At 47.0% G+C, this 25,574-nt stretch carries 24 protein-coding genes and 1 pseudogene; 12 read left to right on the forward strand and 13 right to left on the reverse strand.

Going from position 1 to position 25,574, the window contains the following annotated elements:
- The first annotated feature begins 262 nt into the window (after window positions 1-262).
- Together NDI34_RS22805 and NDI34_RS22810 are read left to right on the forward strand one after the other, a co-directional pair.
- Entirely contained in the window at window positions 263-1,603 is a 1,341-nt protein-coding gene (locus tag NDI34_RS22805) for a Mur ligase family protein (protein WP_348233925.1), read from the forward strand.
- Window positions 1,604-1,706: 103 nt separating this feature from the next.
- Window positions 1,707-2,534, forward strand: a complete 828-nt coding sequence (locus NDI34_RS22810; RefSeq protein WP_348233938.1) for a type 1 glutamine amidotransferase — start codon at window positions 1,707-1,709, stop codon at window positions 2,532-2,534.
- A 200-nt stretch (window positions 2,535-2,734) separates the two neighbouring features.
- Here NDI34_RS22810 and NDI34_RS22815 read toward each other — a convergent pair.
- The 3 genes and pseudogenes from NDI34_RS22815 to NDI34_RS22825 form a co-directional block, all read right to left on the reverse strand.
- Window positions 2,735-4,087, reverse strand: a pseudogene (locus NDI34_RS22815) (IS4 family transposase).
- Between the two features lie 298 nt (window positions 4,088-4,385).
- Complete coding sequence (locus NDI34_RS22820; protein ID WP_348233926.1) at window positions 4,386-4,835, reverse strand: GAF domain-containing protein; 450 nt, start codon at window positions 4,833-4,835, stop codon at window positions 4,386-4,388.
- Between the two features lie 156 nt (window positions 4,836-4,991).
- Window positions 4,992-5,816 carry an SDR family NAD(P)-dependent oxidoreductase gene (locus tag NDI34_RS22825; protein ID WP_348233927.1) on the reverse strand — a complete coding sequence of 275 codons (825 nt, stop codon included), beginning with the start codon at window positions 5,814-5,816 and terminating at the stop codon, window positions 4,992-4,994.
- 606 nt (window positions 5,817-6,422) lie between these two features.
- Here NDI34_RS22825 and NDI34_RS22830 point away from each other — a divergent pair.
- Entirely contained in the window at window positions 6,423-6,581 is a 159-nt protein-coding gene (locus NDI34_RS22830; RefSeq protein WP_190986840.1) for a hypothetical protein, read from the forward strand.
- 17 nt (window positions 6,582-6,598) lie between these two features.
- On the forward strand, window positions 6,599-7,486 hold the full coding sequence (locus tag NDI34_RS22835) for a mechanosensitive ion channel family protein (RefSeq protein WP_348233928.1): 888 nt from the start codon (window positions 6,599-6,601) through the stop codon (window positions 7,484-7,486).
- A 63-nt stretch (window positions 7,487-7,549) separates the two neighbouring features.
- Here NDI34_RS22835 and NDI34_RS22840 read toward each other — a convergent pair whose 3' ends face one another.
- From NDI34_RS22840 to purE, 5 genes are all read right to left on the reverse strand, one after another.
- Complete coding sequence (locus NDI34_RS22840) at window positions 7,550-8,755, reverse strand: 4-hydroxy-3-methylbut-2-enyl diphosphate reductase (RefSeq protein ID WP_190427982.1); 1,206 nt, start codon at window positions 8,753-8,755, stop codon at window positions 7,550-7,552.
- Window positions 8,756-8,854: 99 nt separating this feature from the next.
- The gene (locus NDI34_RS22845) at window positions 8,855-9,721 is read right to left on the reverse strand and encodes an SGNH/GDSL hydrolase family protein (protein WP_339380495.1); all 867 of its coding nucleotides are present in this window, start codon (window positions 9,719-9,721) and stop codon (window positions 8,855-8,857) included.
- Window positions 9,722-9,755: 34 nt separating this feature from the next.
- Window positions 9,756-10,064 (reverse strand): hypothetical protein, encoded by a 309-nt coding sequence (locus NDI34_RS22850; RefSeq protein WP_190986839.1) that lies wholly within the window; start codon window positions 10,062-10,064, stop codon window positions 9,756-9,758.
- 214 nt (window positions 10,065-10,278) lie between these two features.
- Window positions 10,279-11,889: an ammonium transporter gene (amt, locus tag NDI34_RS22855; protein ID WP_348233929.1), complete on the reverse strand. Its 1,611-nt coding sequence runs from the start codon at window positions 11,887-11,889 to the stop codon at window positions 10,279-10,281.
- Window positions 11,890-12,678: 789 nt separating this feature from the next.
- Complete coding sequence (gene purE, locus NDI34_RS22860) at window positions 12,679-13,200, reverse strand: 5-(carboxyamino)imidazole ribonucleotide mutase (protein ID WP_348233930.1); 522 nt, start codon at window positions 13,198-13,200, stop codon at window positions 12,679-12,681.
- A gap of 75 nt (window positions 13,201-13,275) precedes the next feature.
- Between purE and nagA the strand changes: the two genes are divergently transcribed.
- From nagA to NDI34_RS22880, 4 genes are all read left to right on the forward strand, one after another.
- Complete coding sequence (gene nagA / locus NDI34_RS22865; RefSeq protein ID WP_348233931.1) at window positions 13,276-14,550, forward strand: N-acetylglucosamine-6-phosphate deacetylase; 1,275 nt, start codon at window positions 13,276-13,278, stop codon at window positions 14,548-14,550.
- A gap of 119 nt (window positions 14,551-14,669) precedes the next feature.
- Window positions 14,670-15,356, forward strand: a complete 687-nt coding sequence (gene bchM / locus NDI34_RS22870; RefSeq protein ID WP_348233932.1) for a magnesium protoporphyrin IX methyltransferase — start codon at window positions 14,670-14,672, stop codon at window positions 15,354-15,356.
- A 41-nt stretch (window positions 15,357-15,397) separates the two neighbouring features.
- A complete protein-coding gene (locus NDI34_RS22875; protein ID WP_348233933.1) occupies window positions 15,398-15,820 on the forward strand; it encodes a hypothetical protein in 423 nt (140 codons plus the stop codon).
- A gap of 17 nt (window positions 15,821-15,837) precedes the next feature.
- Window positions 15,838-16,212: a DUF423 domain-containing protein gene (locus tag NDI34_RS22880; protein ID WP_190534835.1), complete on the forward strand. Its 375-nt coding sequence runs from the start codon at window positions 15,838-15,840 to the stop codon at window positions 16,210-16,212.
- Here the strand turns inward: NDI34_RS22880 and NDI34_RS22885 are convergent.
- From NDI34_RS22885 to NDI34_RS22900, 4 genes are all read right to left on the reverse strand, one after another.
- Window positions 16,209-16,871, reverse strand: a complete 663-nt coding sequence (locus tag NDI34_RS22885) for a dual specificity protein phosphatase family protein (protein ID WP_348233934.1) — start codon at window positions 16,869-16,871, stop codon at window positions 16,209-16,211. The genes NDI34_RS22880 and NDI34_RS22885 overlap by 4 nt on opposite strands.
- A 468-nt stretch (window positions 16,872-17,339) precedes the next feature.
- Window positions 17,340-18,104, reverse strand: a complete 765-nt coding sequence (locus NDI34_RS22890; RefSeq protein ID WP_190436443.1) for a nucleotidyltransferase domain-containing protein — start codon at window positions 18,102-18,104, stop codon at window positions 17,340-17,342.
- 290 nt (window positions 18,105-18,394) lie between these two features.
- The gene (locus NDI34_RS22895) at window positions 18,395-19,087 is read right to left on the reverse strand and encodes a DUF6717 family protein (protein WP_242032544.1); all 693 of its coding nucleotides are present in this window, start codon (window positions 19,085-19,087) and stop codon (window positions 18,395-18,397) included.
- Window positions 19,088-19,139: 52 nt separating this feature from the next.
- The gene (locus NDI34_RS22900) at window positions 19,140-20,075 is read right to left on the reverse strand and encodes a nucleotidyltransferase domain-containing protein (RefSeq protein WP_190436446.1); all 936 of its coding nucleotides are present in this window, start codon (window positions 20,073-20,075) and stop codon (window positions 19,140-19,142) included.
- A 323-nt stretch (window positions 20,076-20,398) separates the two neighbouring features.
- Here NDI34_RS22900 and egtC point away from each other — a divergent pair, with 323 nt between their 5' ends.
- From egtC to egtD, 3 genes are all read left to right on the forward strand, one after another.
- Window positions 20,399-21,187 (forward strand): ergothioneine biosynthesis protein EgtC, encoded by a 789-nt coding sequence (gene egtC / locus NDI34_RS22905; RefSeq protein ID WP_190436448.1) that lies wholly within the window; start codon window positions 20,399-20,401, stop codon window positions 21,185-21,187.
- Entirely contained in the window at window positions 21,177-22,466 is a 1,290-nt protein-coding gene (locus NDI34_RS22910) for an SUMF1/EgtB/PvdO family nonheme iron enzyme (protein WP_190436644.1), read from the forward strand. The genes egtC and NDI34_RS22910 overlap by 11 nt, the downstream gene beginning before the upstream one ends.
- 500 nt (window positions 22,467-22,966) lie before the next feature.
- On the forward strand, window positions 22,967-24,010 hold the full coding sequence (gene egtD / locus NDI34_RS22915) for an L-histidine N(alpha)-methyltransferase (RefSeq protein WP_348233935.1): 1,044 nt from the start codon (window positions 22,967-22,969) through the stop codon (window positions 24,008-24,010).
- Between the two features lie 97 nt (window positions 24,011-24,107).
- Here egtD and NDI34_RS22920 read toward each other — a convergent pair whose 3' ends face one another.
- Window positions 24,108-24,779: a DUF4214 domain-containing protein gene (locus tag NDI34_RS22920; protein ID WP_348233936.1), complete on the reverse strand. Its 672-nt coding sequence runs from the start codon at window positions 24,777-24,779 to the stop codon at window positions 24,108-24,110.
- A gap of 572 nt (window positions 24,780-25,351) precedes the next feature.
- Between NDI34_RS22920 and NDI34_RS22925 the strand changes: the two genes are divergently transcribed.
- The coding region (locus NDI34_RS22925; protein WP_348233937.1) for a hypothetical protein at window positions 25,352-25,574 on the forward strand (223 nt) is incomplete at its 3' end.

A 25,574-nucleotide genomic window follows, 5' to 3' on the forward strand; every position in this document is an offset into this window, starting at 1 on the left:
CATCGACAGAGCAAAAAAGTTCTTCTAGACTAAGCATGGGACGAGCCTGTAAAGCTGTTGTGTGATGACTTTTAGCTTACTCGCTTGTCCCCTCCTTATCCCGAACTCAGGTTTTCTTAGCTGTTGGGTACTATTACTCATCATTGACAGGGGATTTACAGCCAAGTACGGTAGAATGCTGACGAGCAAAGCACAGCTCAGTAAGTAGCAGTAAAGCCGCGACGAGAGCGTGCGGCTGTGTAGCCGGGGCAGGAGTGTGGTGGTGAAAATATCGCTTTTAGATAGGTTACGGCTGGGCGTAGCAGTTGGGACAGCAAAGACAGTGACGCGGCTGGTGCGCCTGCTGCGTTTGGGAGCTGCTAGCGTTTTACCGGGAGAAATTGCCGGACGCATTCAGCCGCAGCTGTTGTCCCTGCTGTCTGGTCAAGTAAAGCACGGTGTGATTTTCATTGCGGGGACAAATGGGAAGACAACGACATCGCTGCTGTTGCGGACAATGCTAGAAAGTCAGGGATGGCGCGTTGTTCACAATGCGGCGGGTGCCAATCTCATGAATGGATTAATCACCGCACTGCTGACCAACACCAATTTAATCGGTCAGCTCAACGCTGACTATGCAATTTTAGAGGTAGATGAAAATATTCTGCCGAAGGTTTTGCCGCCAGTTCAACCAAAATTGATTTTGTGTTTAAATTTATTTCGGGATCAGCTGGATCGGTACGGGGAAGTGGATACGATTAGCCAGCGTTGGCAGAAAGCGATCGCCCAATCCAAAGATACGGTAGCGATCTTAAATGGCGATGACCCCACCTTGTCTCATCTGGGTCAGCAGTTATCGCAACGAGTTTTATTCTTCGGTTTAAGCGAACCTGAAGCTTATCTTGACGAAATTCCTCATGCAGTAGATTCTATATATTGTCCCCGGTGCGGACATTCTCTCGATTATCAGGGCGTCTACTTATCTCATCAGGGCGATTATCGGTGTCCTAGCTGTGGCTTTGAAAAAGGCCCGCTGGCAATCGATAGTCGCCAATGGCCTCAGATTCTGATTGGGATTTACAACAAATACAACACGCTGGCAGCTATTTTAGCGGCGCAAGAAATTGGCGTTGATACCGCAAATATCCTGGATACGATTAAAAACTTCCATGCAGCTTTTGGACGGGCTGAGGAATTAGAAGTCGCCGGGAAAAAGGTGCGGATTTTGCTATCAAAAAATCCCGTAGCGCTCAATGAAACCATCCGCGCAGTAAATCAGCAAAGAAGCCACGGCGGTTCTTCCACAACGCTGATGGTACTAAACGATCGCACCCCAGACGGTACTGATGTCTCTTGGATTTGGGATGTAGACACCGAAAAATTGGTAGAACAGGGAGGAACGGTGGTAGTCAGCGGCGATCGCGTTTACGATATGGCGCTGCGCCTGCAATACAGCCAAGCAGACGAGGAACATGGCTGCAAACTGATTGTGAAAGAAGATTTACAAGAAGCGATCGCCACTGCTTTAGAACACACCGCCACCGGCGAAACCCTGCACATTCTACCGACTTACTCAGCGATGCTAGAAGTCCGAGGTATTTTGACTGGACGAAAAATTCTGTAGATGTTAAACGCTCTCGGTACGCAGAAAGTAGCCTTCCTTTGCGTACCTCTGCGATTTCCTTGGCGCTACTTTGCGTTAAAAATCAAAAAATTTGACTGTTACCATGAATCCCGAACAACTTGAACTCACAATTGGCTGGCTTTATCCGACGCTGATGAGTACCTACGGCGATCGCGGTAATGTCATCTGTTTACAACAACGCGCCCAATGGCGGGGGATCAAAGTCAACGTCATGCCCTTAGATCGGGACGCCCCGACCGAGCAATTTCACCAAGTTGATGTAATCGTGGGTGGCGGCGCACAAGACCGACAGCAGGAAATCGTCATGCGCGATTTGCGCCAAGGCAAAGCAGAAGCGATCGCTCAGAAAATTGAAGCCGGAACGCCTGGGGTATTTACTTGCGGATCGCCCCAACTGCTGGGACACTACTACGAACCCGCCTTAGGGCAACGGATTGAGGGATTGGGTTTATTGGATTTTGTCAGCAAGCATCCGGGGCCAGATGCCCGTCGCTGTATCGGTAATGTCGTGTTTGAGATAACGGCGTCGCGATTGGCGGAGGATTTGCGAAAGATGTCGGAGGATGCGCCTCTGGTCATTGGCTTTGAAAATCACGGCGGACGCACTTATTTAGGTGAGGTGGAACCCTTGGGACGAGTGATTAGCGGTTATGGGAATAATGGGGAAGATGGGATGGAAGGAGCATTTTATCGGAATGCGATCGCGACCTACTCTCACGGTCCTCTTTTACCCAAAAATCCCTCGATTGCTGACTGGCTCATTCAAACTGCACTTGCAGAAAAATATCAAACGCCAATTTCTTTAAAACCGCTGAATGATGTCTTGGCAATGCAGGGGCGAGAAGCGATGTTTAAAAAGTTGGGCGTCAAGGTGCCAGCGGTTTCTGCACAGCGGGGACCGAAAAATTAGTACAGTTCTGACTTAAACTCGGAACCTCACCCCCAACCCCTCTCCGTCAACGGCTATCCATTAGTCACATCTTTCTTAACAAAGGGACAAACCAGATAGGAAGGGATTTCCGAGAAGTAAGTTGGTAGAGATAGTGACAATTCAGGAAATTCATGGTGCTACAAGATTTGAATGGAGGACAACAAGCATGAATAGAAAACTTAATGGAGTAATTTCCAGGTAGCCGCGATATCATGTAATCGCCGCAATCCTCGCCAAATGGTTTGAATTCCCGGCTCCCCATCGCTTTTTCGTCCTAAAAAGCCAGCCAACATTGCAATCATTCGCACGGCTTCTCGCAAACAAGGTGGCTGGGTGGGTGGAATGGGATTTTTATTAATAGTGGCGCACAAAGACTGCCATTCATAGGTTTCTAAAACTGTCTCACAGGGCTGCATTGGATTGCATCTGGCTTCATAAGTTAGCCATAACAAACGCCACGCTACAATTGTATAGGTGGCTAGTGCCATCTCAATTCTCCGAGCCGTTTCCAGTTGTAATTTCTCAATTCCACAACCACTTTTTAATGCGTAGTGATAGCGTTCTATCAACCAACGGTAAGTGTACCAGCGAACGCAACGGGCTGCCTCCTCTAGCCGATTAATCTCCAGGCTAGTCATCAATAACCAACTAATTGGCTGAATTCCGGATGGCGGGTTTTCTTCTGATGCCAGAATTCCTTGTAACTTCACAGGTTTGAGCCGGGAACGCCCAATATAATGTAACGGGACAAGGATATCGAAACTTGTGAACCGAAGTGTAAGTATGGCCTTTCTTGCTCTAGATTCTGGACTACGTTTAACTTCGACCGTGAGTTGACCACCAGGTGGAATTTGACGAATGGCAAGATGAAGCTATTTGGCACAATGGTCTACTTTTCGATTATGAGTCCCGCGAATTAATAAATGGGAATTTTCCGGACGTTTCTGGTTAAATAAGTCGAATATATCGGCTTCTGAGTCGGCAACTGTCACCACTTGAATATCTGCTGGGATCAACTTTTGGGTGATTTCTAATCCATCTAACCAGCGTTGGCTTTCTTTTTGTTGTGTTTCCCGTTGACGACGTTTTTTGGCGATGCCTAGATTTTCGAGTTCTCTGACCCACACCTGCTGGTCAATAATTCCCAGTGGGACTCCATTACTTGTCGCTGCCAGTGTTGAATGTACTTTTAATCCCGATGATTTTCGGTTGTCCAGATAACCAGTCCCTCTGGTGGCTGGGTGGTCTGTTAAATCTATGTTGGTCGTGTCCTGGATTGCCAAGATTTCTTAATGTTCTTTGATTCTTTCAATTGTGCTGGCTGTATGCGCCTTGCGAATATCACGCGGCTGAAAATAAGGTGATTTCCAAAAATCATATGCGGCGCTGGTTGCTGCTATATTTCCACAGGCTTGGGGGACGCTACTTGCTGGTTGTGTTGCCAAATCTTCGACGATGCGTATAAGACGCTTGTTTCGACGCGCGTCTCCTAAGTTGGCCTGGGACAATTCTTTGGCTGCCCACTTTTCCATGTTGCCATCACCCGCTACTTTTGTGTTCCCTCAAAACTATACCTATCAAGCCTTTGAGTATTATTTTAAGGAGTTTGTCCCTTTGTTAAGAAAGATGCGGATAATGGATAGCCCGCAAGCGAGGAGAGGGGATAGGAGCAGAAGGGGGAATCGGATGGGGAGAGGGGATTGGAAGAAGAGAGGGGATTGGAGTGGCGTAGAAGCTTTGGTTCTATGGGTTCATCTTGGGTCATTTGCTCATCTTTGATTCGTTGCTTATTTCAAGCCAGCGCGATCGCTTTTCCCTGCAAATTATCTTCTACTTCATGGCTATCTGGTATTGATAAACCAGTGGAGCAACTTCAGAAGCGTAAGCAGCCAAAACACGTTCTGCCTCTTCGTCAAATAAGCTGCCGTCAGTACGATTCCAAGCTTGTAGCGCTCCCAAAAGCTTGCCTTCGTAGTAGAGAGGCACGGCTAAAGCTGTCTCAATTCCCAACGCTTTAGCATGATCTTGCCGGACTCGGCGATCGCCCTCAGTACGACAAACTAACACGGGTTTGTCACTCTGAAATGCCGTACCACACAATCCGGAAGTCGCTGCGGCAACCCTTTTGTCCAACACCCACTCAGCGTGCTTGCCTATTGCTGCCGCATAGTAGACGGTTTCCCCTTCGGACTCAGCTAGCACCACGGAGGCTGTTTCAGCATTGACAATTACTTGGATGCGTTCGGCAATGCCATCTAATATCTGGCGATTTTGACTCATCGTTAACATCTCTTTATCTGCAATCAGTCTATCCAAATACAGTTAGGTTAAATGGCACTAACGCTCGGAGCCTGGAAATAAATTTCACAGCTAAAGTAGAGACACGATTAATCGCGTCTCTACTCTGGAATCAGATTCCCCTGTTGATAACAGACTTTAACGTGAAATTATTCCAGCCTCTCGGAGTCTGTGGTAGCGCTTTTGTTTATACTTCGACAGGGGTGCTGCCAGCAGTAAAACTTTCTCTAGCAGCCAAGGTGCAATGCGATTGCACCACACGGCTAAATGACTTTGCCATCCCACCAAAATTTCTGGCGATTCCTTTTGCAGTCCGGTGACGAGTGCTTGAGCAACTTTTTGAGAAGTCGTAGGCACTACCCAGCGAAACCACTTTAATTCTCGCACCATGTCAGTGTCGGTCAAAGATGGCAGCAAAGCCATCACCCGGATATTGTAGTCAGCGAGTTCACCGCGCAAGGCTTGGGTGAATCCCAAAATCGCAAACTTGGTGGCTGAATAAGTCGCCATTGTCGGCGCGGCAATTTTGCCCATCAAGCTAGAAACGTTCACGATGGTTCCTTCCCGTTGGGTTGCCATACGTCGAGCAACCAGACGAGTCATGGTGTACATTCCCATTAAATTAATTGCGATTTCTTGCTGCACATCTGGGAGTTGAGATTTCAAAAAGGGCGCTTGGTGTGCAACTCCCGCACAGTTGACGAGCAGATGAATCTGACCATAATCTCGCCAAGCTTGAGCGATCGCAATATTCACTTCTACTATCTGAGCCAGATCCACAGGCAGGATCGCGGCTTCTACGCCAAGTGCTTCAATTTCGGCGGCGACTTCCGCTAAACGCTCTGCGTCGCGTGCCACCAGCAACAGGCGTTTGGCTCCTTGTTGCGCGAGTTCAAGCGCGATCGCTCGCCCAATTCCACGGGAAGCTCCAGTAATCAGAGCCGTCTTTCCTTGAATATTCATAACTTAAACCTTCTCCATTTGAGGTCTCACCGCGCTGATAGTGCCGAGTTCAAGATGCAAGAAGTAGAGGTAGCATCTTCTAAGCTCGCAGTGAGGAAAACAGTAACTCGTAATTACAGATGAGTTGAACTGAACTGTTGGGAGCAAGACATTTCTCAAAATTCTTGCAGGGAACCCTATTTTTGTAGACAAACCTGAGAAATGTCTTTCCGGAAAACTTCAGTCAAATAAGAGTTGGACTGGCAGTACGTAAGGGGAACACGAGTTAGGAACCAGATGAAATTGAAGAAATGCATTTTGAATCGTGAAACAAAGAAATTCCTCCGCCGTCTAGCAAGGTTGGTGTACCGTCAGAGAAATAAAGTTTCAGGCAATCCTGCAATCAGTGAATGGGTGTACAGCCAAGTTTGATGTAGAGCATGGATGGCACGTCTCCTAAAATACGGGCATTGACCAGAAGCAACTCTTAAGCACACCTTAGCAACTGCATCAACGAATCGCAATAAATTTTAATAAATTTTGCTTAATATTCCGTTACAAAACTGCCAAATGCTTTGCTGGAGCTAAATTGGGCGAGGTGTTCCTTTGGGGAAGTCAAGGGATGCCGTGAGCGCAGGAGCGGGCGACTTCCTATTTACTGGTGTTGTGGAACACACTGGGCGTCCGAAGAGAGCCAACCAAAAAGCGATCGCTCACGCCAAAACCCAAGCGAAAAACCGAGCGGTTTTGAGATATTTGATATCCTGGCAAAAGTTAAAAAGTTAAGTTGATCCCTTTCGCCTATGGCTGCTTTGATCAAAGAAATCCAACAGAGCTTATTAAACCTGATGGGTCAAACTATTGAGGCGCTACCAGGAATTTTGATGGGGATCGCAATCCTCTGTTTAACCCGGTATGGAGCGAATCTAGTTCGGCGGCTCGTCCGTGGCGTTGGCAGGCGTGCCCTGAAAAACCCATCACTGCGCCTGCTGCTCGTGCAGACCAGTTTTGTAGGAACCTGGGTGGTAGGGATTCTCTTCGGCTGTGTTGTTGCCTTCCCAGACTTGCGGCTGGGCGACATCATTGGTTTGCTGGGACTCAGCTCGGTAGCGATTGGCTTCGCCTTTCAAGATATTTTCAAAAATTTTCTGGCAGGAGTGCTGCTGCTGTTGCAGGAACCGTTTCGGTTGGGGGATCAAGTGATAGTAAACGGTTTCGAGGGAACGATTGAAGAAATTTCCCTGCGCGCCACCCAAATTATCACCTATCAGGGAGAGCGCATCGTCGTGCCAAATGCAATTGTCTTTACCAGTCCGGTGCAAGTGCTGACGGCGATGCCCCACCGCCGGACTGATTTAGAAATTGGCGTTGATTACAATACCCCTTTACCCTACGCCGTCGAAACTCTGCTCGAAGCCGTGTTAAAAGTCGAGGGCGTTTTATCGAAGCCAGCACCGGAAGTAGATGGATTGGGCTTTGGTGATAGCTCGATGAACTTGGTCGTCCGCTATTGGACATCGCCGCACAAAGTAGATGTGCGCCGCACGAGAACCAAGGTGATGATCGCGCTCAAACAAGCCTGCGATCGCGCTGACATTAACATTCCTTACCCCATCCGCACGCTTTACAACTACAATCAGCAGCAGTTTAACGATGCTTCCCCAGTTGCAGATGGTGCCCAAAAAAGCTGAAAGTTTTGAGTTTTGAATTGAAGAAAAACTCAAAACTCAAAACGAATTCATCCCCTAATTTTGTTAAACCACCGCAGCCACTTTCAGCTCAAAAATCCTCTCGATCGTATCCTCTACCACCTTATCGGGAGTTGAAGCTCCAGAAGTAACTCCTACCACGATGGGACCAGCGGGGAGCCAATTTTCCTGAACTTCCAAATCGCCATCCAGCGGCTTATGCTCCACACGATTGCCAGGGCCAATTCTCTCGGCGCTATCGATGTGATAGGAAGGAATTTTCCGCTCAATGGCAATTTCTTGTAAGTGCGTCGTATTGGAAGAATTGAACCCCCCAATCACCACCATGAGATCTAGTTTTTCATCTACTAGCTGAAACATAGCATCTTGCCGCTCTTGAGTGGCATCGCAGATGGTGTTGAAGCTTTGGAAATGCTCGTTCAACTCGCTTGGCCCATACTTTCTCATCATGGTGCGCTCAAATAGCTTGCCGATTAGCTCGGTTTCGCTCTTGAGCATCGTGGTTTGATTAGCAATGCCAATCCGCTCTAAATCGGTGTCGGGATCGAATCCCTCTGAACAAGCGCGGCTGAATTTTGTCATAAATTCGTCGCGACTCCCGCCATTGAGAATGTAGTTAGAGACATACTCCGCTTGTGCCAGATTCAGCACGATCAAATACTTGTCAGCAAAAGAACTGGTGGCGACAGTTTCTTCGTGATTATATTTGCCGTGAATGATCGAGGTGTAAGCTTTTTTCTTGTGCTTTTCGACCGTATTCCAAACTTTAGAAACCCAAGGACAAGTCGTATCCACAATCTTGCAACCCTTGTCGTTGAGCAGCTGCATTTCCTGAACGCTGGCACCAAATGCCGGTAAAATCACCACGTCACCCGCATCGACAACGGAGAAGTCTTTTTCGCCTTTCTCTACAGAGATAAACCCTACTTTCATGTCGCGCAAGCGCTGATTTACAGAAGGGTTGTGAATAATTTCATTAGTAATCCAAATCTGCTCGGTCGGGAAGTGCTGGCGGGTTTCATAAGCCATTGCGACGGCGCGTTCCACACCCCAGCAAAAACCAAACGATTCGGCTAACCGGATGGTGACATCACCGCGTTTCAGGGTGTAGTTGTTTTCCCGAATTTCCTGAATGAGATGGCTCTGATACTCGGATTTGAGGACACCAGCGACTTCCTCTTGATGACCAAAGCCCTTGCGATGGTAGTTCTCAGAACTGTTTAATGACCGTTTGAAGGCTTTTGTATCCATGCAGCCGTTTCCTCTCTCATTCTGGTGGTTCTCCTCGTCGATCATAAAATGCCTGGACGCTCAGCTGGCGTAACCCAGCAAAGTCAAAGCCAGGAATTTTTAATTGGCTTTGCTGGGTTCTGTTTCCACCTGCATGAAGAATTGAAGGGCATAGCGCCAAATAACATAGCCTTGGGGACTTAGGTGCAAGCCATCCGTCGTCAGTTCGGGCTGTATATTGCCGTTACTATCGGCAAACAGGGGATAGAGATCGAGATAGCTGACAGATTCCGAACGAGCGATCGCGCCCAGTTGTCGGTTTAGTTCGCGGATGCGACTGCTAGGGATAGCAATCAGGCGATCGCGTCCCACCCAGGTTGACTTTTTACCGCCGTGGGGCAAAATCGACTGCACAACAATCTGTGCTTGGGGATGAACCCGTCGCAGATAGCGGATAATCTGTCGCTGGTTCGCCAGAATTCTCCGATCCCCCACCCCTCGGATCAGGTCGTTAATGCCAATCATCACCAAGATCGTTTCCGGCTGAGTTTCGTCCAACACATCCAATCGGTTGAGCAAACCCCCTGAAGTATCTCCAGAAATTCCTTGATTGAGCCAAGTGCGCTCTGTGGGCAATAGCTCCGAAGGAAACCACAGACTGAGCGAATCCCCAGCCAGTACGGTTAAATGTTTGGGATTTTTGGTTGCGGCTACCTCCGCTTCTTGCCTGAGCAGCGTCACCCACTGAGCGTAATTCAGCTGGTGGCGCGGCCCTAACGCGGGTGTGGAAGGTAGTGTTTTCGTCAGCAGGCTGGTAGAGACGTCTTCTGGGATCGGCTCTACAGAGGTAGCATCGCTAGCTTGTAACCTAGCTGATAGCCACCGATCCCGATTCAGCAACAAAATTACTGTTAGCATCAGCAACCCGTTGGTAGCTAGGGACAAAAGCGCCCAAGCCGGAAGAAAGGTTTTCGAGCGAGTGGACACACTAAATCAGATTCAGCACAGGTTGAATTTAATCTTAAATTGCTAGCATCCACAAATCGAGCGATCGCCTAGCTGCCAATGGAACATATTGCCGATATTCGCCTTTGAAGCTCACTCCGGTTGCACAATCCTCTCCATAGAAGAAAGCTAGCCCAAGCGTCATCAGCCGCACTAGGGCTGATGACACTATACATAAATGCCGTACCGCCGTATCGATTTTTGCAGCCGCAGAAACCGTTGGAGGCTCTCCCGCAGCGGCTCCTGGTGCCCCAGCCACTGCGGGAGCGGACAACTGATTTTGTTCCATCAACGTTCCATCAACGCGATCGCGATTTTTGAGCAAATGAATCTGATTGCACCAATTTCAAACGGGGCAGTTTTGCATTGGATTAAACAAACCATCTGGGCTGCTCATAAGTTTTTCACCCAGAGATACAAGACAAAAAGAAATCCGCCCAATTCCCAGAGCTTCTATATAGTTGGGAACTTTGGCGGACTCTATTGGGGCAAAGACAAAACTCAAAAGCGCAAAATGTTTTCTTTTGGCTTATCTGTCCTTACTTGACGTATTCACCCGGTGAATTTGGCATCCCACCGTGCTTACCAGTATCAGAAAAACCACTAGAGCTTCCTTCCTTAAGGAATCCACTGTAAGCTTCCATGCCATGTTCTCCGATATCCAAACCTTCAAACTCCTCTTCTGGAGTGACTCGGATACCGAGGGTCGCTTTCAGCGCCAGCCAGAAGATTGTACTCAGTAGAACGGTTATGCCTCCCACTGTGACAATACCAATCAGTTGAGTGATCAACTGTCCGAGACCACCACCGAGCAATAACCCCTTGGTTGGGCCAAGACCCTCACCGTACCAGGAATAGACACCAGGACCAGCAGCAAATAAACCCACTGCCAGAGTCCCCCAGATACCACAAACCAGGTGAACTGAGGTCGCGCCCACCGGGTCATCAATTTTGATTTTGTCAAAGAGAGTGACAGCGAAAACAACTAATACTCCGCCAACCAAACCGATGATCAAAGAACTGCCAATGCTGATAAAAGCACAGGAAGCTGTCACCGAAACTAAGCCAGCCAAAATGCCGTTGATAATCATCGACAGATCCGGCTTACCCAGGTACAACCAAGCTGTAATGGTAGCGGCAATTCCACCCGCAGCACCCCCCATGTTGGTTGTCAGGGCAATGTGAGTAATGGCGTTTGGATCGGCAGCCATTGTGGAGCCAGGGTTGAAACCAAACCAGCCCAACCAGAGAATCAAAGTGCCCAAGGTGGCAATGCTCAGGTTATGACCAGGGAAAGCAACGCTTTGCCCGTCTTGATATTTACCAAGCCGTGGCCCTAAGAATGCGGCTCCCATCAAAGCAGCCCAGCCACCCACTGAGTGAACGACCGTGCAACCCGCGAAATCCCAGAAACCTCTGGTTTGCAGCCAGCCACCGCCCCAGACCCAGTGTCCGGTGAGCGGGTAGGCAATCCCGACGAGTAAGAGGCTGAAGATTAAGAAGTCAACAAACTTAATTCGTTCTGCAACCGCTCCAGAAACAATTGTGGCGGCTGTTCCGGCAAATACTAGCTGAAACAAAAACTTAGCAGCTAAGGGAACGCCAGCCCATTTCAGAGAGCCAAAAACACCTTGATAGGCATCGTTGGTGGCGGGACTGTTATCGGCTCCGCTCAAAAACCACCCATTCAGACCAATGAAGGGATTGCCGTCCCCGAACATCAAGCCAAAACCAATCGCCCAAAAAGCGACGGTCGCTAGAGCAAACACAATCAAGTTTTTGGCAAGAACGTTGACCGCGTTTTTCTGGCGACAGAAGCCAGTTTCTAACATACAAAAGCCAGCGTTCATGAAGAACACCAGGAAAGCAGCGATCGCTACCCATAGGGTGTCTAGCGCTACCTTCAACTCGGCTGTTGTCGGCCCCTCAGCTGCCGGAGCATCCTGGGCGACTGCTGCATAACCCCACACCATCACAATCAAAATGGCGATAGGAATGCAAGCTTGCCAACTTGGAGTCAGCCGCTTAATGGCAATTTGCAACTGCTTAAACATCGTGGCAGTCCGGGGAGATTGGACTTGCCAATTAGAAGACAATCGCTTCTTTTTGGCTTTCGATTTCTTCTTTTTGAGCGTTAATTTAGGCATCATCACTGCACTTTCCTCAATCAGTCCAACACATCCATCGGTTTAGTCAAAAATCAGTAAATCCAGTCATTTGAAGTGAGTATATGACAAAACCTTACAGGCAACTCGTTAGGGATTTTTTCCTTTATCAACATCTAGACGGGATGTCTAATTTGTCCGGGAAATTTTAAGATTTTGTATTTTCCGAGGCGGGATATTCTGTATCGAAAGTTACATTTTTAGATTCTGGCTCTGGCATCTCAACCCGCAGAACTCTCCTGGAAGTATAAATCGCGGGAGTTTGAGCGAACTTGGAGCTAAATTAGTTTATATCCATCTATGGGGGGATGACCCAAACAAGAGCCTAAATTTATTAAGCGAATCCATTAAGACTTCAGAAGCTTAAATCTCTCCGGAAATCCCATATTATAGAAACTTAAATTAAGCAATTACTTTATTAAATAAATGCTTTTATAGAAACTTTCCTATAAATTAAATGCAAGTTTTTTTATTTTATATTTGATGAACAGATAAAAACTGTTACTAAAATAGCAAAAACAAGGTTATCAATTTTTTTTAGGACAAGATTAAATTTGACTTTGATGGCGAAACATTCAACGAATAGATTTGGTCTAAATCTCAAAGAAACCGCCCCTGTCGCCCCTCCAGTTCCGCTAAAAATGAAATCAGCAGTTTTCTTGACGCACCTCGCTATCGGTAAACAAAGCGATTGGCATCAAAAAATTATTCTTGAGATTTCAATCGTTTCTCCTCTCTGCCAAGCCTAAAAAAACAACTGACTCGCCCTTAAAATTAGGGCATCTTCTCCAAATACTGCTTATAGCCGATTTCATCCAGAAGCTGCTGCTTGTCCATCACGGAATCATTTAAACTGCGGCGATATTGCTGCACTCGTTCGAGTAATTCTGGCTGGTGGGATGCCAAGATTTGCACAGCCAACAAACCGGCATTTTTCGCATTACCAATCGCGACAGTCGCAACGGGAATTCCCGCTGGCATTTGCACGATGGAATAGAGAGAATCAACGCCCTGTAGGTGACGGCTGGCGACTGGCACCCCAATTACTGGCAAAGGTGTCAGAGACGCTACCATACCGGGGAGATGGGCAGCGCCACCGGCACCCGCGATAATCACTTTGATGCCGCGCTGGTGGGCTTGTTGGGCGTATTCCACCATTCGTTCCGGGGTACGGTGGGCAGAGACGATAGCGACTTCGCAGCCGACGCCAAATTCTTCACATATTGCGATCGCGCCTTGCATAGTGGGCAAATCGGAATCGCTACCCATAATGATGCCAATTAACGGTTGAGTCATTTTTTCGGGAGTTATTCAGTTGGTTGTTAGATAAACTGGTGTCTGCTCGAATTTAGGTATCTTGTCGCAAAAGTGATGACAGACGCAACAACGCTATCCATGACTGCCCCAATCGTAATTCGCAATGCTCGATTCTTAGGCTACGAAAGCCTACAGCAGATTTGGATTCATCAGGGCAGGATTGAGCAAATTCTGTCAATGGACACTGTCTTCAAAATGGTTCCACCTGCGGATTTGCAAGTGCTGGATGTAGAGGGAGATTGGGTGTCGCTGGGTGGTGTCGATTTGCAGATTAATGGGGCGTTGGGGTTGGCATTTCCAGAATTGAATCTGGAAAATTGCGATAAGCTACCGGAAATTTGTAAATTTCTATGGAATCAGGGCGTTGATGGATTTTTACCAACCATCGTTACAACATCGGTAGAGAACATTCAGCGATCGCTCTCCATTTTCTCTAATTTTGCCGCTTCCCAACACCAAGATCGAACCACTGCCGCAATTTTGGGAGTGCATTTGGAAGGGCCATTTCTCAATCCCCAGAAACGAGGCGCACACCCTGCCGAGTACCTATTGCCGCTAACGATTGACAACGTGAAACGGGTTTTGGGGAACTATGCGGGGATAGTGAAAGTGATTACTTTGGCACCAGAATTAGATCCAACTGGGGAAGCGATCGCGTATTTGCGAAGTCTTGGGATCACCGTCAGTCTGGGACACTCCCAAGCTACTGAAGCCCAAGCGCAGCAAGCTTTTAAACAGGGGGCGTCAATGGTGACTCATGCCTTCAATGCCATGCCCGGATTACATCACCGCGAACCCGGCTTATTAGGAGCCGCCCTGGTTCATCCAGCCGTACAGTGTGGTTTAATTGCCGATGGTCAGCACGTCTCTCAGACGATGATTCAGCTGCTGCTACGCGCCAGTTCTACCTCCCTAAACCAGGGGCAGCAGGGGGAGCTATCTGAGCAAGGAATTTTCTTGGTTAGCGATGCCTTAGCACCCTTGGGACTCCCCGATGGCATTTATCCGTGGGATACGCGGCAGATAGAAGTGAAAAACGGCACCGCACGCCTGCCAGATGGAACCCTCTCCGGGACAACATTGCCGCTGCTAGTAGGAGTACAAAATTTAGTGCGCTGGGGGATTTGTGAAGTCGAGACTGCGATCGCACTTGCCACAGAATCCCCCCGTCGCGCCATTGGGTTGCTCAAAGAACCGTCAAAACGCGATCGCCACAAAAACAACAAAACCAGCCCGTACCTCAGTCAACCCGCTCATCAACTGCTGCGCTGGCATCTAGACGAATCAACCAAAGAACTCACCTGGCAGCGCTTATTGCCCAATGCCTAAAATAAGCAATGCCTCTCCTCTTCCTCTCCTCCTCTGCGTCCTTTGCGTCCTTTGCGTCCTCTGCGGTTCGTATAAATGGTAAGTTTAACCGTTGGGAACACTTCGACAAATCCAATTTCATGAACGCAACAGACGACAAAGCGATAGTAAAAGACTATTTCAACTCCACCGGCTTCGATCGTTGGAGACGCATTTACGGCGATGGCGAAGTTAATAAAGTCCAATTGGACATCCGCGAAGGACATCAGCAGACAGTCGATACTGTACTAAGCTGGCTGAAAGCCGATGACAATCTAGCCAATTTATCCATCTGCGATGCGGGTTGTGGCGTCGGTAGCCTCAGCATCCCTCTCGCCGAAGCGGGTGCCAAAATCTATGCCAGCGATATCTCCGAAAAAATGGTGGGAGAAGCCAAGGAAAGAGCAGAGGCAGTTCTAGGCAACATTAGCAATCCGACTTTCACCGTGCAAGATTTAGAAGCATTAAGCGGTAAATATCACACGGTTATTTGCTTAGACGTCCTCATTCACTATCCTCAAGACAAAGCCGCCGAGATGATTTCTCATCTCACTTCTATGGCAGAATCTCGGATAATTCTCAGCTTTGCGCCGAAAACTTTAGCCCTTAGTTTGCTCAAAAAAATTGGCAGTTTTTTCCCTGGTCCCAGCAAAGCCACTCGCGCTTATTTGCACCGAGAGGCTGATATCGTCAAAATTCTAGAAAGTAACGGTTTTTCGATTCAGCGGCAAGGAATGACGAAGACTCGCTTTTACTTTTCTCGCATACTGGAAGCCACGCGAAAGTAAGGTTAAGATCGCGGCTGTATTGACAACATCAGCTGGGCACCATGAAGCTCATCAAAAAACTGTCTGCGGGCTTGCTACTAACATTCGGCGGTATTTTGCTAATGATTCCGCTGATTGTTTATACCCTGCCGAATCCGAATGCTAGTCCGGAGGATAAACAGGAAGATGGAGACGCTGCTATCGGGGGTCTAGTTTTAGGACTCCCAGCCGTAGCCTTTGGAGGTTGGCTGGTGTGGGGATTGCGGAAACAACACTCGAAAGAAACAAGCGATCGCCTCCAGTCTACCTTTTATCAGCTACTGAAAGAAGGCGATGGAAATATCACCACTTTACAGTTTGCGATGGAGGCGAAGCTAACAGCTGCGGAGGCAAAGCAGTATTTAGATGATAGAGCTAAAGAATACGATGCTAACTTTAAAGTAAGTGAGGAAGGAGGAATTTCTTATTACTTCCTGTTGAGATAAGAGTAGTTGAAATTATGATGACGCAGATTTTTTTATGCATCGCATCTATTTTAGGCGGATTGTCCGTCGCTGCTGGTGCTTTTGCCTCCCACGCTTTGAAAGAAAAACTCAGCGAACGGGCAGCAGAAATCTTTGAGACGGGTGCCCGTTATCAGATGTATCACGCATTAGCTTTGCTACTGGTGGCATTATTATTAAGTCGCGCCGAGGCAGCACAGTCAATCCTTGTGGCAGCTGGGTATGCCTTCATCGTTGGCGTCGTCCTTTTCTCAGGCAGTCTTTATGCTTTGAGCCTGACGGGTGTAAAGTGGTTGGGACCAATTACTCCACTAGGAGGCGTAGCCTTTATTGTGGGATGGGGTTGTTTAGCAGTTGCTGCATTCAGATTTTAAATAGTTAGCCTTTTCAGCAAGTCCCGCTGAGCTTTACTAAACTCAATTCCAGAACGTTTATTCTTGATCAGTGCTTCTGCTTGGTTCGCATTATTCACAAGCCCCTTGGCAACAAGTGTAGCAGCAACAACTGTTGCTGAACGCCCATGCCCAAGGGCACAGTGAATATAAATATTTCCCTGCCATGCACAGATTTTATCAATCAATTTTTGGAAGACTTGATAATCTGGTATAGACGCATCTAATGTAGGAACGCAGATATAGGCTCTTCCTGAAGTAACGCTTTTAGTTTCTGGAAATTCTGCTGTTAAATCAACTATTAAGTTGATATTATCGGGCAATTCATTAAGAAATACTCTACGACCCAGCCAGATGCCAGGTACTATCTCGTTACAACATTCCTCTTTCCCAATCAGTCTTTGAAGATGCCAGGTTATCCAGGTTAATAATAGATAAGGCATCAATAAGCATATATTCAGCCATCCCATCGTTCCATCTGACCGTTTTCCAAATACCTTAGCTCCCAGCCATCCGTATGCTGCTCCTACTGCAATAAAACTAACACCAGTCCATAAAATTACCCATTTAGCATTACCAAATCTCAAGCCAAATACAATTAAGTAAATACCACCCAGAAAAAATATCAGACTATACTTCATTATTTGTTGACAATAGATGCCATTCTTAACAGCACTAATAGATTATTCAGTTAAAAACTTGTTAATTTTATATTTCGTTACCTCAAGCCAACCTACGCTTACTTGTACAAACTATCAGACTCGTAATATTTGTCATAGTCTGGACCTGATGCATCTTCCCAAGGTCTACTATTCACAGATTTGTATCGCGCCCCGCAGTTTTCGCAGCGGTAAAAGCTGCGAGAAGGTTGACGAGTAGGCATAATCAACGAGTAACACTTTAGCTTCCGCTTCCTACAAGTTGGGCATCGGATACCAATCAATTGAATCAGCCAGCCCAACCCAGCACTAATCAAAATTGCTAGTGGAAAGGCAAGAATTACACCGATAATAAAGATGAAATTATCCAAATATTTCCTGGAAAGCCAAGAATTACACCGATAATAAAAGTGCTAACATAATCAGCCAATAAGATGCCATCAATTACCTCTAATTATTAGTAAAAGACGCTAGGCGCAACCGCGCCAGTAAATCGTTCAGCGCATCTTTACTAGATGGGGATTCGGGCAGGTGACTACTTTGACTAGCTTTCTCTAATTCGCCGCACAAACGATTAAATTCTCCCTGATAAAATGCTATATCAGCATCTTCCAAAACAGATTTTTCGGCTCCTGCTAACTTGCGCTCAATCAAGTCGGGAATATAAGGCAATTTAAAAATATCATTTAAATGAACCAAATTAGCTTCTATAACACCCGTTCGCATTAAATGAATGCCAGTTAATAGCACTCGATAAACATAAAGTAACGGCTTAACACGATGCGGATTTTCTTTCTCAAAAAGCCGCCATTGCGTATTTGCAAAGCCGAGATAATGGTGAGAGTGGTGGCGGGTGATGCAACCTTTGGCAATCTCTTTTAATTCTTCATGTTCTGGCGTCGTGTGGAGAATTAGCGGTGAATATAGCTGCTCTAATACATAACCGTTCTTTTTAAGAAGTAGCGAAAAGAACTTTTTGACATCGTGAGTTACAAGGTCAATTTCCAGCTTGTCCCGTACTTCTGAAATTTCAATCGTTTCACGCCCAATCTCTAATCCAACCACCTCCGACACTGGCAGAATGTGTGACCCGCGCAAGTCATAATCAGAATCGGGAGATGGAAAGCCATACAGATGTGCGCCGCTGATTGTTGCGAACAAAAGCGGATAAGGTTGCTCAGAAATGACTGGGAGTAGTGGCTGTGCTATTACCATAATTTATTAATGGGTATTGCCGATAGTTAAGAAGTAAGCTTATAGTATGAATCAACTGCTACAAAATCCGGGTAAATACACCCTTAAACTACTCAAATCGTGGTTTAAGGGTGTTTTTTAGCTGAGTTAAGGTTTCAGGATTGACAGAAGAAAGAGCGATCGCATTGAGAAAAGATATGCAATATGTCATTTAAACATTAGTTGAGCTTCACTGTCGTTCAATCCAACCTACTAATGATTCATTCTTCATTGCTATCTTCCCAGGAACCTCTTTTCGATTACCCATTCGCTTAATCGCGTAGCTTTTCTGCTTTGCAGTAGAGTTTTCTCGGTGCTTCATTGAAGTATTTAAATAAAGCGGGACATAACCATCCTTCCTTGTTATTTAACTCCCAGCGATACCAATTGCCACCATACTCTTCTCTTACCAAAGTTAGTTCCGCCTGATATCCGGGAAATGGGTTTCCTGAGAACAAAAGCTTAAAACCTTTCTCAGCATTGGGAATCTCTTTAACCAGAAGATCGATCATCTCAGGAATCCCGCTGACAAAAGGCTCTCGGACAAGTCCGACTCGCTCATCATCAAACACCCAAGTGTGTTCGTAGCGATAGGGGAAAATCACCATCATTGCGTTAGACATTGGTTCAGCCTTGCAATAGATTTTCTGTGGCGTTACAGGGAAATACTTAAACAATGCTGGACTTAGCCAGCCTTCTAAATTTTTGGCTTGCCAGCGATACCAGTTACCGCCGTACTGTTCTCTCACCCAAACCAGTTCTGCCTGATACTCTGAAAAAGCGATTGGAGAAAACAAGAGTTTAAAACCTTGAGCAGCATTGGGAATATCTTGAACCAGACTGTCAATGATTGCAGGCATCCCGCTGACAAAGGGTTCGCGGATAAGTCCGGCTGGTTCATAGTCAAATACCCAATAGTCTTCATGACGATAGGGAAAAATCACCATCATTGCATTCGGCATCATCTAAATTCCCTCTTATTTTTTTGGTGTCTTTTACATCTTTGAAATTCAATTTCTAAACCATACTTCGACGCGCTTTAACCAAAAAAGCATTTGCCTTCTCATAATCCGGACGTTCTGTCAGCGATGTTGTGGCAAAGGCGTCATCAAAGTGGCGATGCAAGCTGAGCCGCCAAGCGTTAACTTCCTCCCAAGGCATCTCTCCGTTGCGGATAGCCAGCAGTTGTTGTCGGTGTTCTTCGACGCGAACTGGGACAAAACCCTCTTGCAGCACGGTGATGCCCGACAACAACAGGCGGATTAGATGCATCGCGTGCTTCCATTTAAATTCCCCCTTTGTACGGATATCTTGTTCAAGTTTTTTGAACTGTGACATCACATATCCGTTATATGTCTGGTAAACTAACTGAGAGAGAAAAATAGACCGAATTCCTAACAATTCTTCAGCCAGGGGCATCACCATTTCTACACCTGGTGTGTAGAGGCACTCTAAGACATTCGGATTTGCTTTGAGTGCCAAGGTCAAAAATTTCTGGAGTTCCCAGTAGCACTCCTCGTTTTCTTTATTTTCCAACTGCTCCGGAATCCCGTAGAGCGACCACTGAATATTGGCGGGTGGTAAGTAAATGCCGCGTCGGTCAATATCAGAGTTGGCATTATCTAAACCGTAGGCTCTTGAACCGACGATACAGCGGTAAATGACACACTCGTAAAGGTCAAAATCGGCAAGAACGGCTCCTGGTAGTTGCAGACCTTCTTGTTGCCAAGATGAGTGGATGGTGAGTTCTGAGCGCCGTAGAGACGCCTCTCCCCCGTCTGGAAACTGGACGCGATAGGCGTGGGAGTTGTCAATGGGTGATTTGATAATAACGCCGACGGTGCCGCGCGATCGCGCAATTTCACCCGCAGCATCTTGAATCTCAACACGAGTCACTATCTGGGTTCCAACGGGCAAAATCAGATTGGGGTTAAAGGCTAAACTCTCTGACAATTATTGCTCCCCCTTTGGACTGGTATTCTCCTCTACGCTGCCATAGCCAAAGATGGCGTGTCTACAATATGAAGTATTGTCAAAAATATGAAAGCGATCGCTCTTGCATTTGCAGTATAAGTTGCTACTTTTGGCTGCGGATTCTCTTGGACGACTGATGGTTCAACGAAAATAAGCTTTTCATGTGGAACGACGTTCATCTAACGAACGTCAAACTCATCGGTTTCTCAGCAATTTCCTATCGCCAATTCACCCCAAATCTCAGCCTTTTTTAAGGTTTGGAGCTTAATCTCAACCATTAATGTAGGAGCAAACCCTAGAAAATGTGCCGTATACTTGGCTACCTCGGTTCGCCTATTCTACTGGACTGCCTTTTGTCCAAACCGGAACACTCGCTGATTGTCCAAAGCTATGAACCCCGCGAGATGACCTCTGGTGTCGTTAGTGCCGATGGTTTTGGAATTGGCTGGTATCACGCCCAAAAAGAGACCGACCCCTTTATCTACAAAAATTTGCTGCCCATTTGGGGTGATACGAATGTCTCCAACCTCAGCCGTTATATCGAGTCGGGATGCGTCCTTGCCAATGTTCGCAGCGCTACTACTGGTCAGTCAGTAGATTTGAGTAACTGCCAGCCGTTTCGTTCCGAGAGTCTCTTGTTCACACACAATGGTGCGATCAAAAACTTTCGCAAGACACTGTATAAACCGATTCGGAGCCGACTGAGCGATGAAATTTACCAATCTATTGACGGCACGACAGACTCCGAGCATATGTTTGCCTTATTCCTGAATGAATTGGCATCTAACCCTGGGATGAGCTTGGAAAAAGCACTGTACAAAACGTTGATGACTTTAACCGAGTTAGCGGATGCTTACCACACACCAATCTCTGCCAACATAATTGTCACAGATGGACATCGGATGGTTGCCTCGCGCTTTGCTCAAGGAACAAATGTTCCCTCACTGTATTGGCTGCGGGACGATCCTATCTTTCCAGAAGCAGTAGCGATCGCATCTGAACCATTGTTTACTGGCAACTGGATCGGGTTCCCCGAACAAAGCATGATTAGTGTGGGAGAAGACCTTGAAGTTCAAATCCATCAACTCTGAAGTAGCCAGAGCGAGTACCCTTGATGAGCGGCGGCAACAAATCAAACAATCGATGCAGCGCTGCCGTGCCGGTACTCTAGCACTGTTTGAAGGCATCAACTACGACACCTTCTGTCGTCAGGTGCATCCCGACTTTAGCCCGATTGGCTGGCATTTAGGCCACATTGCCTACACCGAGGCTTTGTGGCTGCTAGTTCGTAGTGCGGGTAAAACGCTCGAACTTCCCTTTGGGAAGGGGGGACAAGAGATCGCCCATTATCAACGCTTATTTGCGGCTGATGGCTTACCCAAAATGCAACGGGTTTATTTACCCCTGCTCACTGAAATTCGCTGCTATCTGCACGCAGTCAGAGAACAGGTATTCGATTACCTGGAAGTCGCGCCTTTAGATGAGCAAGAACGTCTTTGGCGCTGGTTAATCCAGCATGAGAGCCAGCATAGTGAAACTATCTCTTTCGTGCTGCAATTACAGCGTCGAGACGCCCAATTCCACGTAGGAAGTCGTGCTAACCTACCGGAAACGTGCAATCACCCCATCTTAGAGGAGATGGTTGAAATTGCGGCGGGTGAGTTTGAGATGGGCAACGAGTCCATCGAAGCTTTAGACAACGAGCGTCCAGTTCACCGAGTTTACTTGGATACCTACTGGATTGACCGTTATCCCGTCACTTGCGGACAGTACCGGGCGTTTATGGAAGCGGGAGGATATCAAAATGCCCGATGGTGGACAGAAGCTGGGTGGAAATGGCTGCAAGAAAATCCCGTGAATCAGCCGCTATACTGGGCACCTGACACAGCTTGGGATAATCATCCAGTCTGCGGCGTTTCCGGGTACGAGGCACAAGCGTATGCCCGATTTGTGGGGAAGCGACTGCCAACCGAGGCAGAGTGGGAAAAAGCAGCCAGTTGGGATGCGATCGCACTGTGTCGCCGCACATATCCCTGGGGCGAGGCGGAGCCATATCTAGAGCGATGTAACCACGATAACTTGGCAGGGCAAACAACACCCGTAGATGCTTATCCCTCTGGGCAGAGTGCCTATGGTTGCTACGATATGCTCGGCAATGTTTGGGAGTGGACTTCTACCTGCTTTGATGGCTATGACGGTTTTGTCAGTTACCCTTACGTTGGTTATTCCAAGACTTATTTTGATGGAGAGCATCAGGTATTGAGAGGTGGTAGCTGGGCGACTCGTCCCGCCGCTTTGCGCTCTAGCTTCCGCAACTGGTATTATCCGAGCGTCCGTCAGATTTTGTCTGGATTTCGCTGTGCGAAGTAGCTATATCTATAGCGGTTTTCATTCAAGTGCAATAGACACACTCGGAACCTCACCCCCAGCCCCTCTCAGTGAACGGAGAGGGGAGAATATTGAACTTCTCTGGGTAAATGGGGAAGAGCTGGGTGGGGTTAAACCGTACTGCATCCAATCGGTATTTCTCCCTCTAATTGATGGGAGCTAGGGGAATCTGACCGAATTTGCTTGACTCGATTCCCCCAACCCCCGATAAATTAGGAGCTAAGAAATAGTGGTACATGGCGTTTCAATCATGTATCAACACAGCCCGATTTTTTATTTACTGAAATAAGCTGCCGATTTATCAGGAAAATGTATAACAAGTAGCCTGAGTCTAAATACATCTAGCTCAGGCATGATTTTATTCAATATAGCTTTGTGTTTCACTAGCTGACGGTTATAGCCAACTATTTTGACCCTCGCGATCGCGTAAAAGCGGATGCCGCAATGATTCGGCTGTTCGCGCCCACACAAACGGAGGATAAATGACAATTTCTAAAACTGCAAGCGGTAAAACTGCTTCCCAATCTACGATAGAAAAACGCTTGCAGATAGAGCATCTACTCAGCGCCACGGCACAGTTACAAAATCAAGAAATTGACGGAACTGATGTTGTTAAGGGTTTAAGTGAGACGCCCAAATCTCTACCACCGCGTTATTTCTACGATGACAAAGGCTCTCAATTATTTGAGCAAATTTGTGAGTTACCTGAATATTATCTAACGCGCACAGAAACAGCTATTTTACAAAAGTGCGCGGGTGAAATTGCTCAGTTGACGGGGGAAAGCGAACTGGTAGAACTGGGAAGTGGCAGCTCAACAAAAACCCGGATTCTGCTAGATGCCTACCAAGAAATCGGCTACCCGCTGCGCTATCTGCCCATTGACGTGAGTGCTGGAATTTTAGAAAGTAGTGCCAGGGAATTGCTAGTTGATTATCCCTCCCTCCAGGTTCACGCTTTAGCCAGCACTTATGAATTAGCATTGACACGACTGGCACCGACGCAATTGCCTAGTCGAACGATCTGTTTTTTGGGTAGCACCTTGGGTAATTTAAATTCTCAAGAATGCGATCGCTTCTTCACCCAAATTGCCGAGGCTCTGGAAGTGGGTGAGTATTTCTTACTCGGAATAGACCGGCAAAAACCAAAACATTTGTTGGATGCAGCCTATAACGATAGCCAAGGCGTGACCGCGGCGTTTAATCTGAATATCCTGCACCACCTGAATCGGCGCTTTGATGGCAATTTTGACCCTTCTCAGTTTGAACATTGGGCGTTTTACAACGAATCCGAGCATCAAATCGAGATGCATCTGCGGAGTATGCGATCGCAAACTGTCACACTTAACGCCCTCAATTTAACGATTGAATTTGAAAGCGGCGAGACCATCCTCACGGAAATTTCCCGCAAATTTAACCTCGACGCCATGCAACAGGAACTTCAGACAAGAGGGTTAAAAACACTCCAAATTTGGAGCGATCCGAATCAGTGGTTTGGCTTATTGCTTTGTCAACTACAACCTATGTAGGTAATCACCAGCATAATTTCTCGCTTGTCTAAAGGCGCACCTGTGGATGCGCCTTTAAGTTGAAACTTACTGTAAGGAATACAGCAAGGAGAAAAGTTTATTGACCTCTTCTCGATCTGGCTTCTCTACTTCTGGAAATATCCTGACGGATTCGATCGAGCGACCAACCGTCTGCTAAACGTCTTTTGTACGTTCTCAGTCCTTCACGATCGGCATTACGACCTAGCTCACCTTGATAAAGTCGGTTAATCGCTTGTTCTGCTTCTGAACTGTCAGCAATGTCACGACGGACTTTCTCCAGTGACCAACCGGATTCTACCCGTTGTCTATACATCCTCAGTCCTTCACGATCGGCATTACGACCTAACACATTTCGATAAATTCTATTAATGTTATTGGAGACGTTTGACCGATTGCGGCGATAGTCATAACTGCCATCCCGGCGATCGCGTCGATAGTCATAATCGTCGTTACGGCGATCGCGTCGATAGTCATAATCGTCATTCCGGCGATCGCGTCGATAGTCATAATCGTCGTTACGGCGATCGCGTCGATAGTCATCATCTCGGTCATAATCGTCTTGCCTTGACGACTCTCCTCGATCCCAACAAATCCCCAAAAAACAGGTTTGCTCCCTCCGTCCTCTTTCAGGCTCAGCAGCCGCAGGATTTGCTGATAGGACGACTGGAGCAATTATCAGTGCAGATAATACAGTAACCGTAGCAGCAGATCTGAGAGAGCGTGCTGTGGTGTGCATTCCAATTTTCATAATTTTCCCCTCAAGGAAATTTAAAAGTCAGAGAATATTTTTCTTTGTGGCATATATTCGCTCTATTTTCCGGGTCTCAACTTCCTACGATGGAATAACCCAATTGGGTGAGATCGGTTAAATTTCGCCAGAGAAATTTTCCTCGAAACAAGCCAAGGTCGAGTTCAGAGAACCGCCTTAAGACAACTGGAAAATCTCTAGCATAGCGATCGCGCGGATACCGGATTAAGCTAGATAAATAAATACGATCGCAAATCGTCTAATTTTGTTCCCGCTGCTAACCCTAAAATTGGGAAAAGGCGAGCTTTTCAACTGGACAAGGCACGACAGCCAGATGAGAGCGATCGCATCCGGTTAGCAGATAGTAATCCTTCTGTTAAATTCCAACGGTTTAGATCCCCGATTTCTCTCTCGAAGTCGGGTATCTCTCATTCAGAAATCATTTAGGATTGCTAGATAAAGGCAGACCCAATGAAACAGCAAAAAATAACGATTAATTTTGTGTAAAATTTTTACTTTTTAAAGCTCGCTCGCTTTACTATCATCTATTCATCTGACTGGAGAAAATCTCGATGCCAAAAGCCAGCATTTGTGTTGATGCCAAAACACCCGAACAAGAGTTAGTCAAGGAATGGATTCAGAAGTGGAAAGGCAAAATCCGATATTTGTCCAATAACGAAGGGTGCGGTTGCTGTATTGACCTCTATCAGGTAGATGCTCCATCTGAGGTACTGAATGAACTACCCGCAAAAGTCTTTGCCTCTAGCGAATGGTCAAACTGGTCGCCAAAGGCGC

It is taken from the genome of Trichocoleus sp. DQ-U1, from assembly GCF_039961925.1.
Lineage (GTDB): Bacteria > Cyanobacteriota > Cyanobacteriia > Cyanobacteriales > FACHB-T130 > FACHB-T130.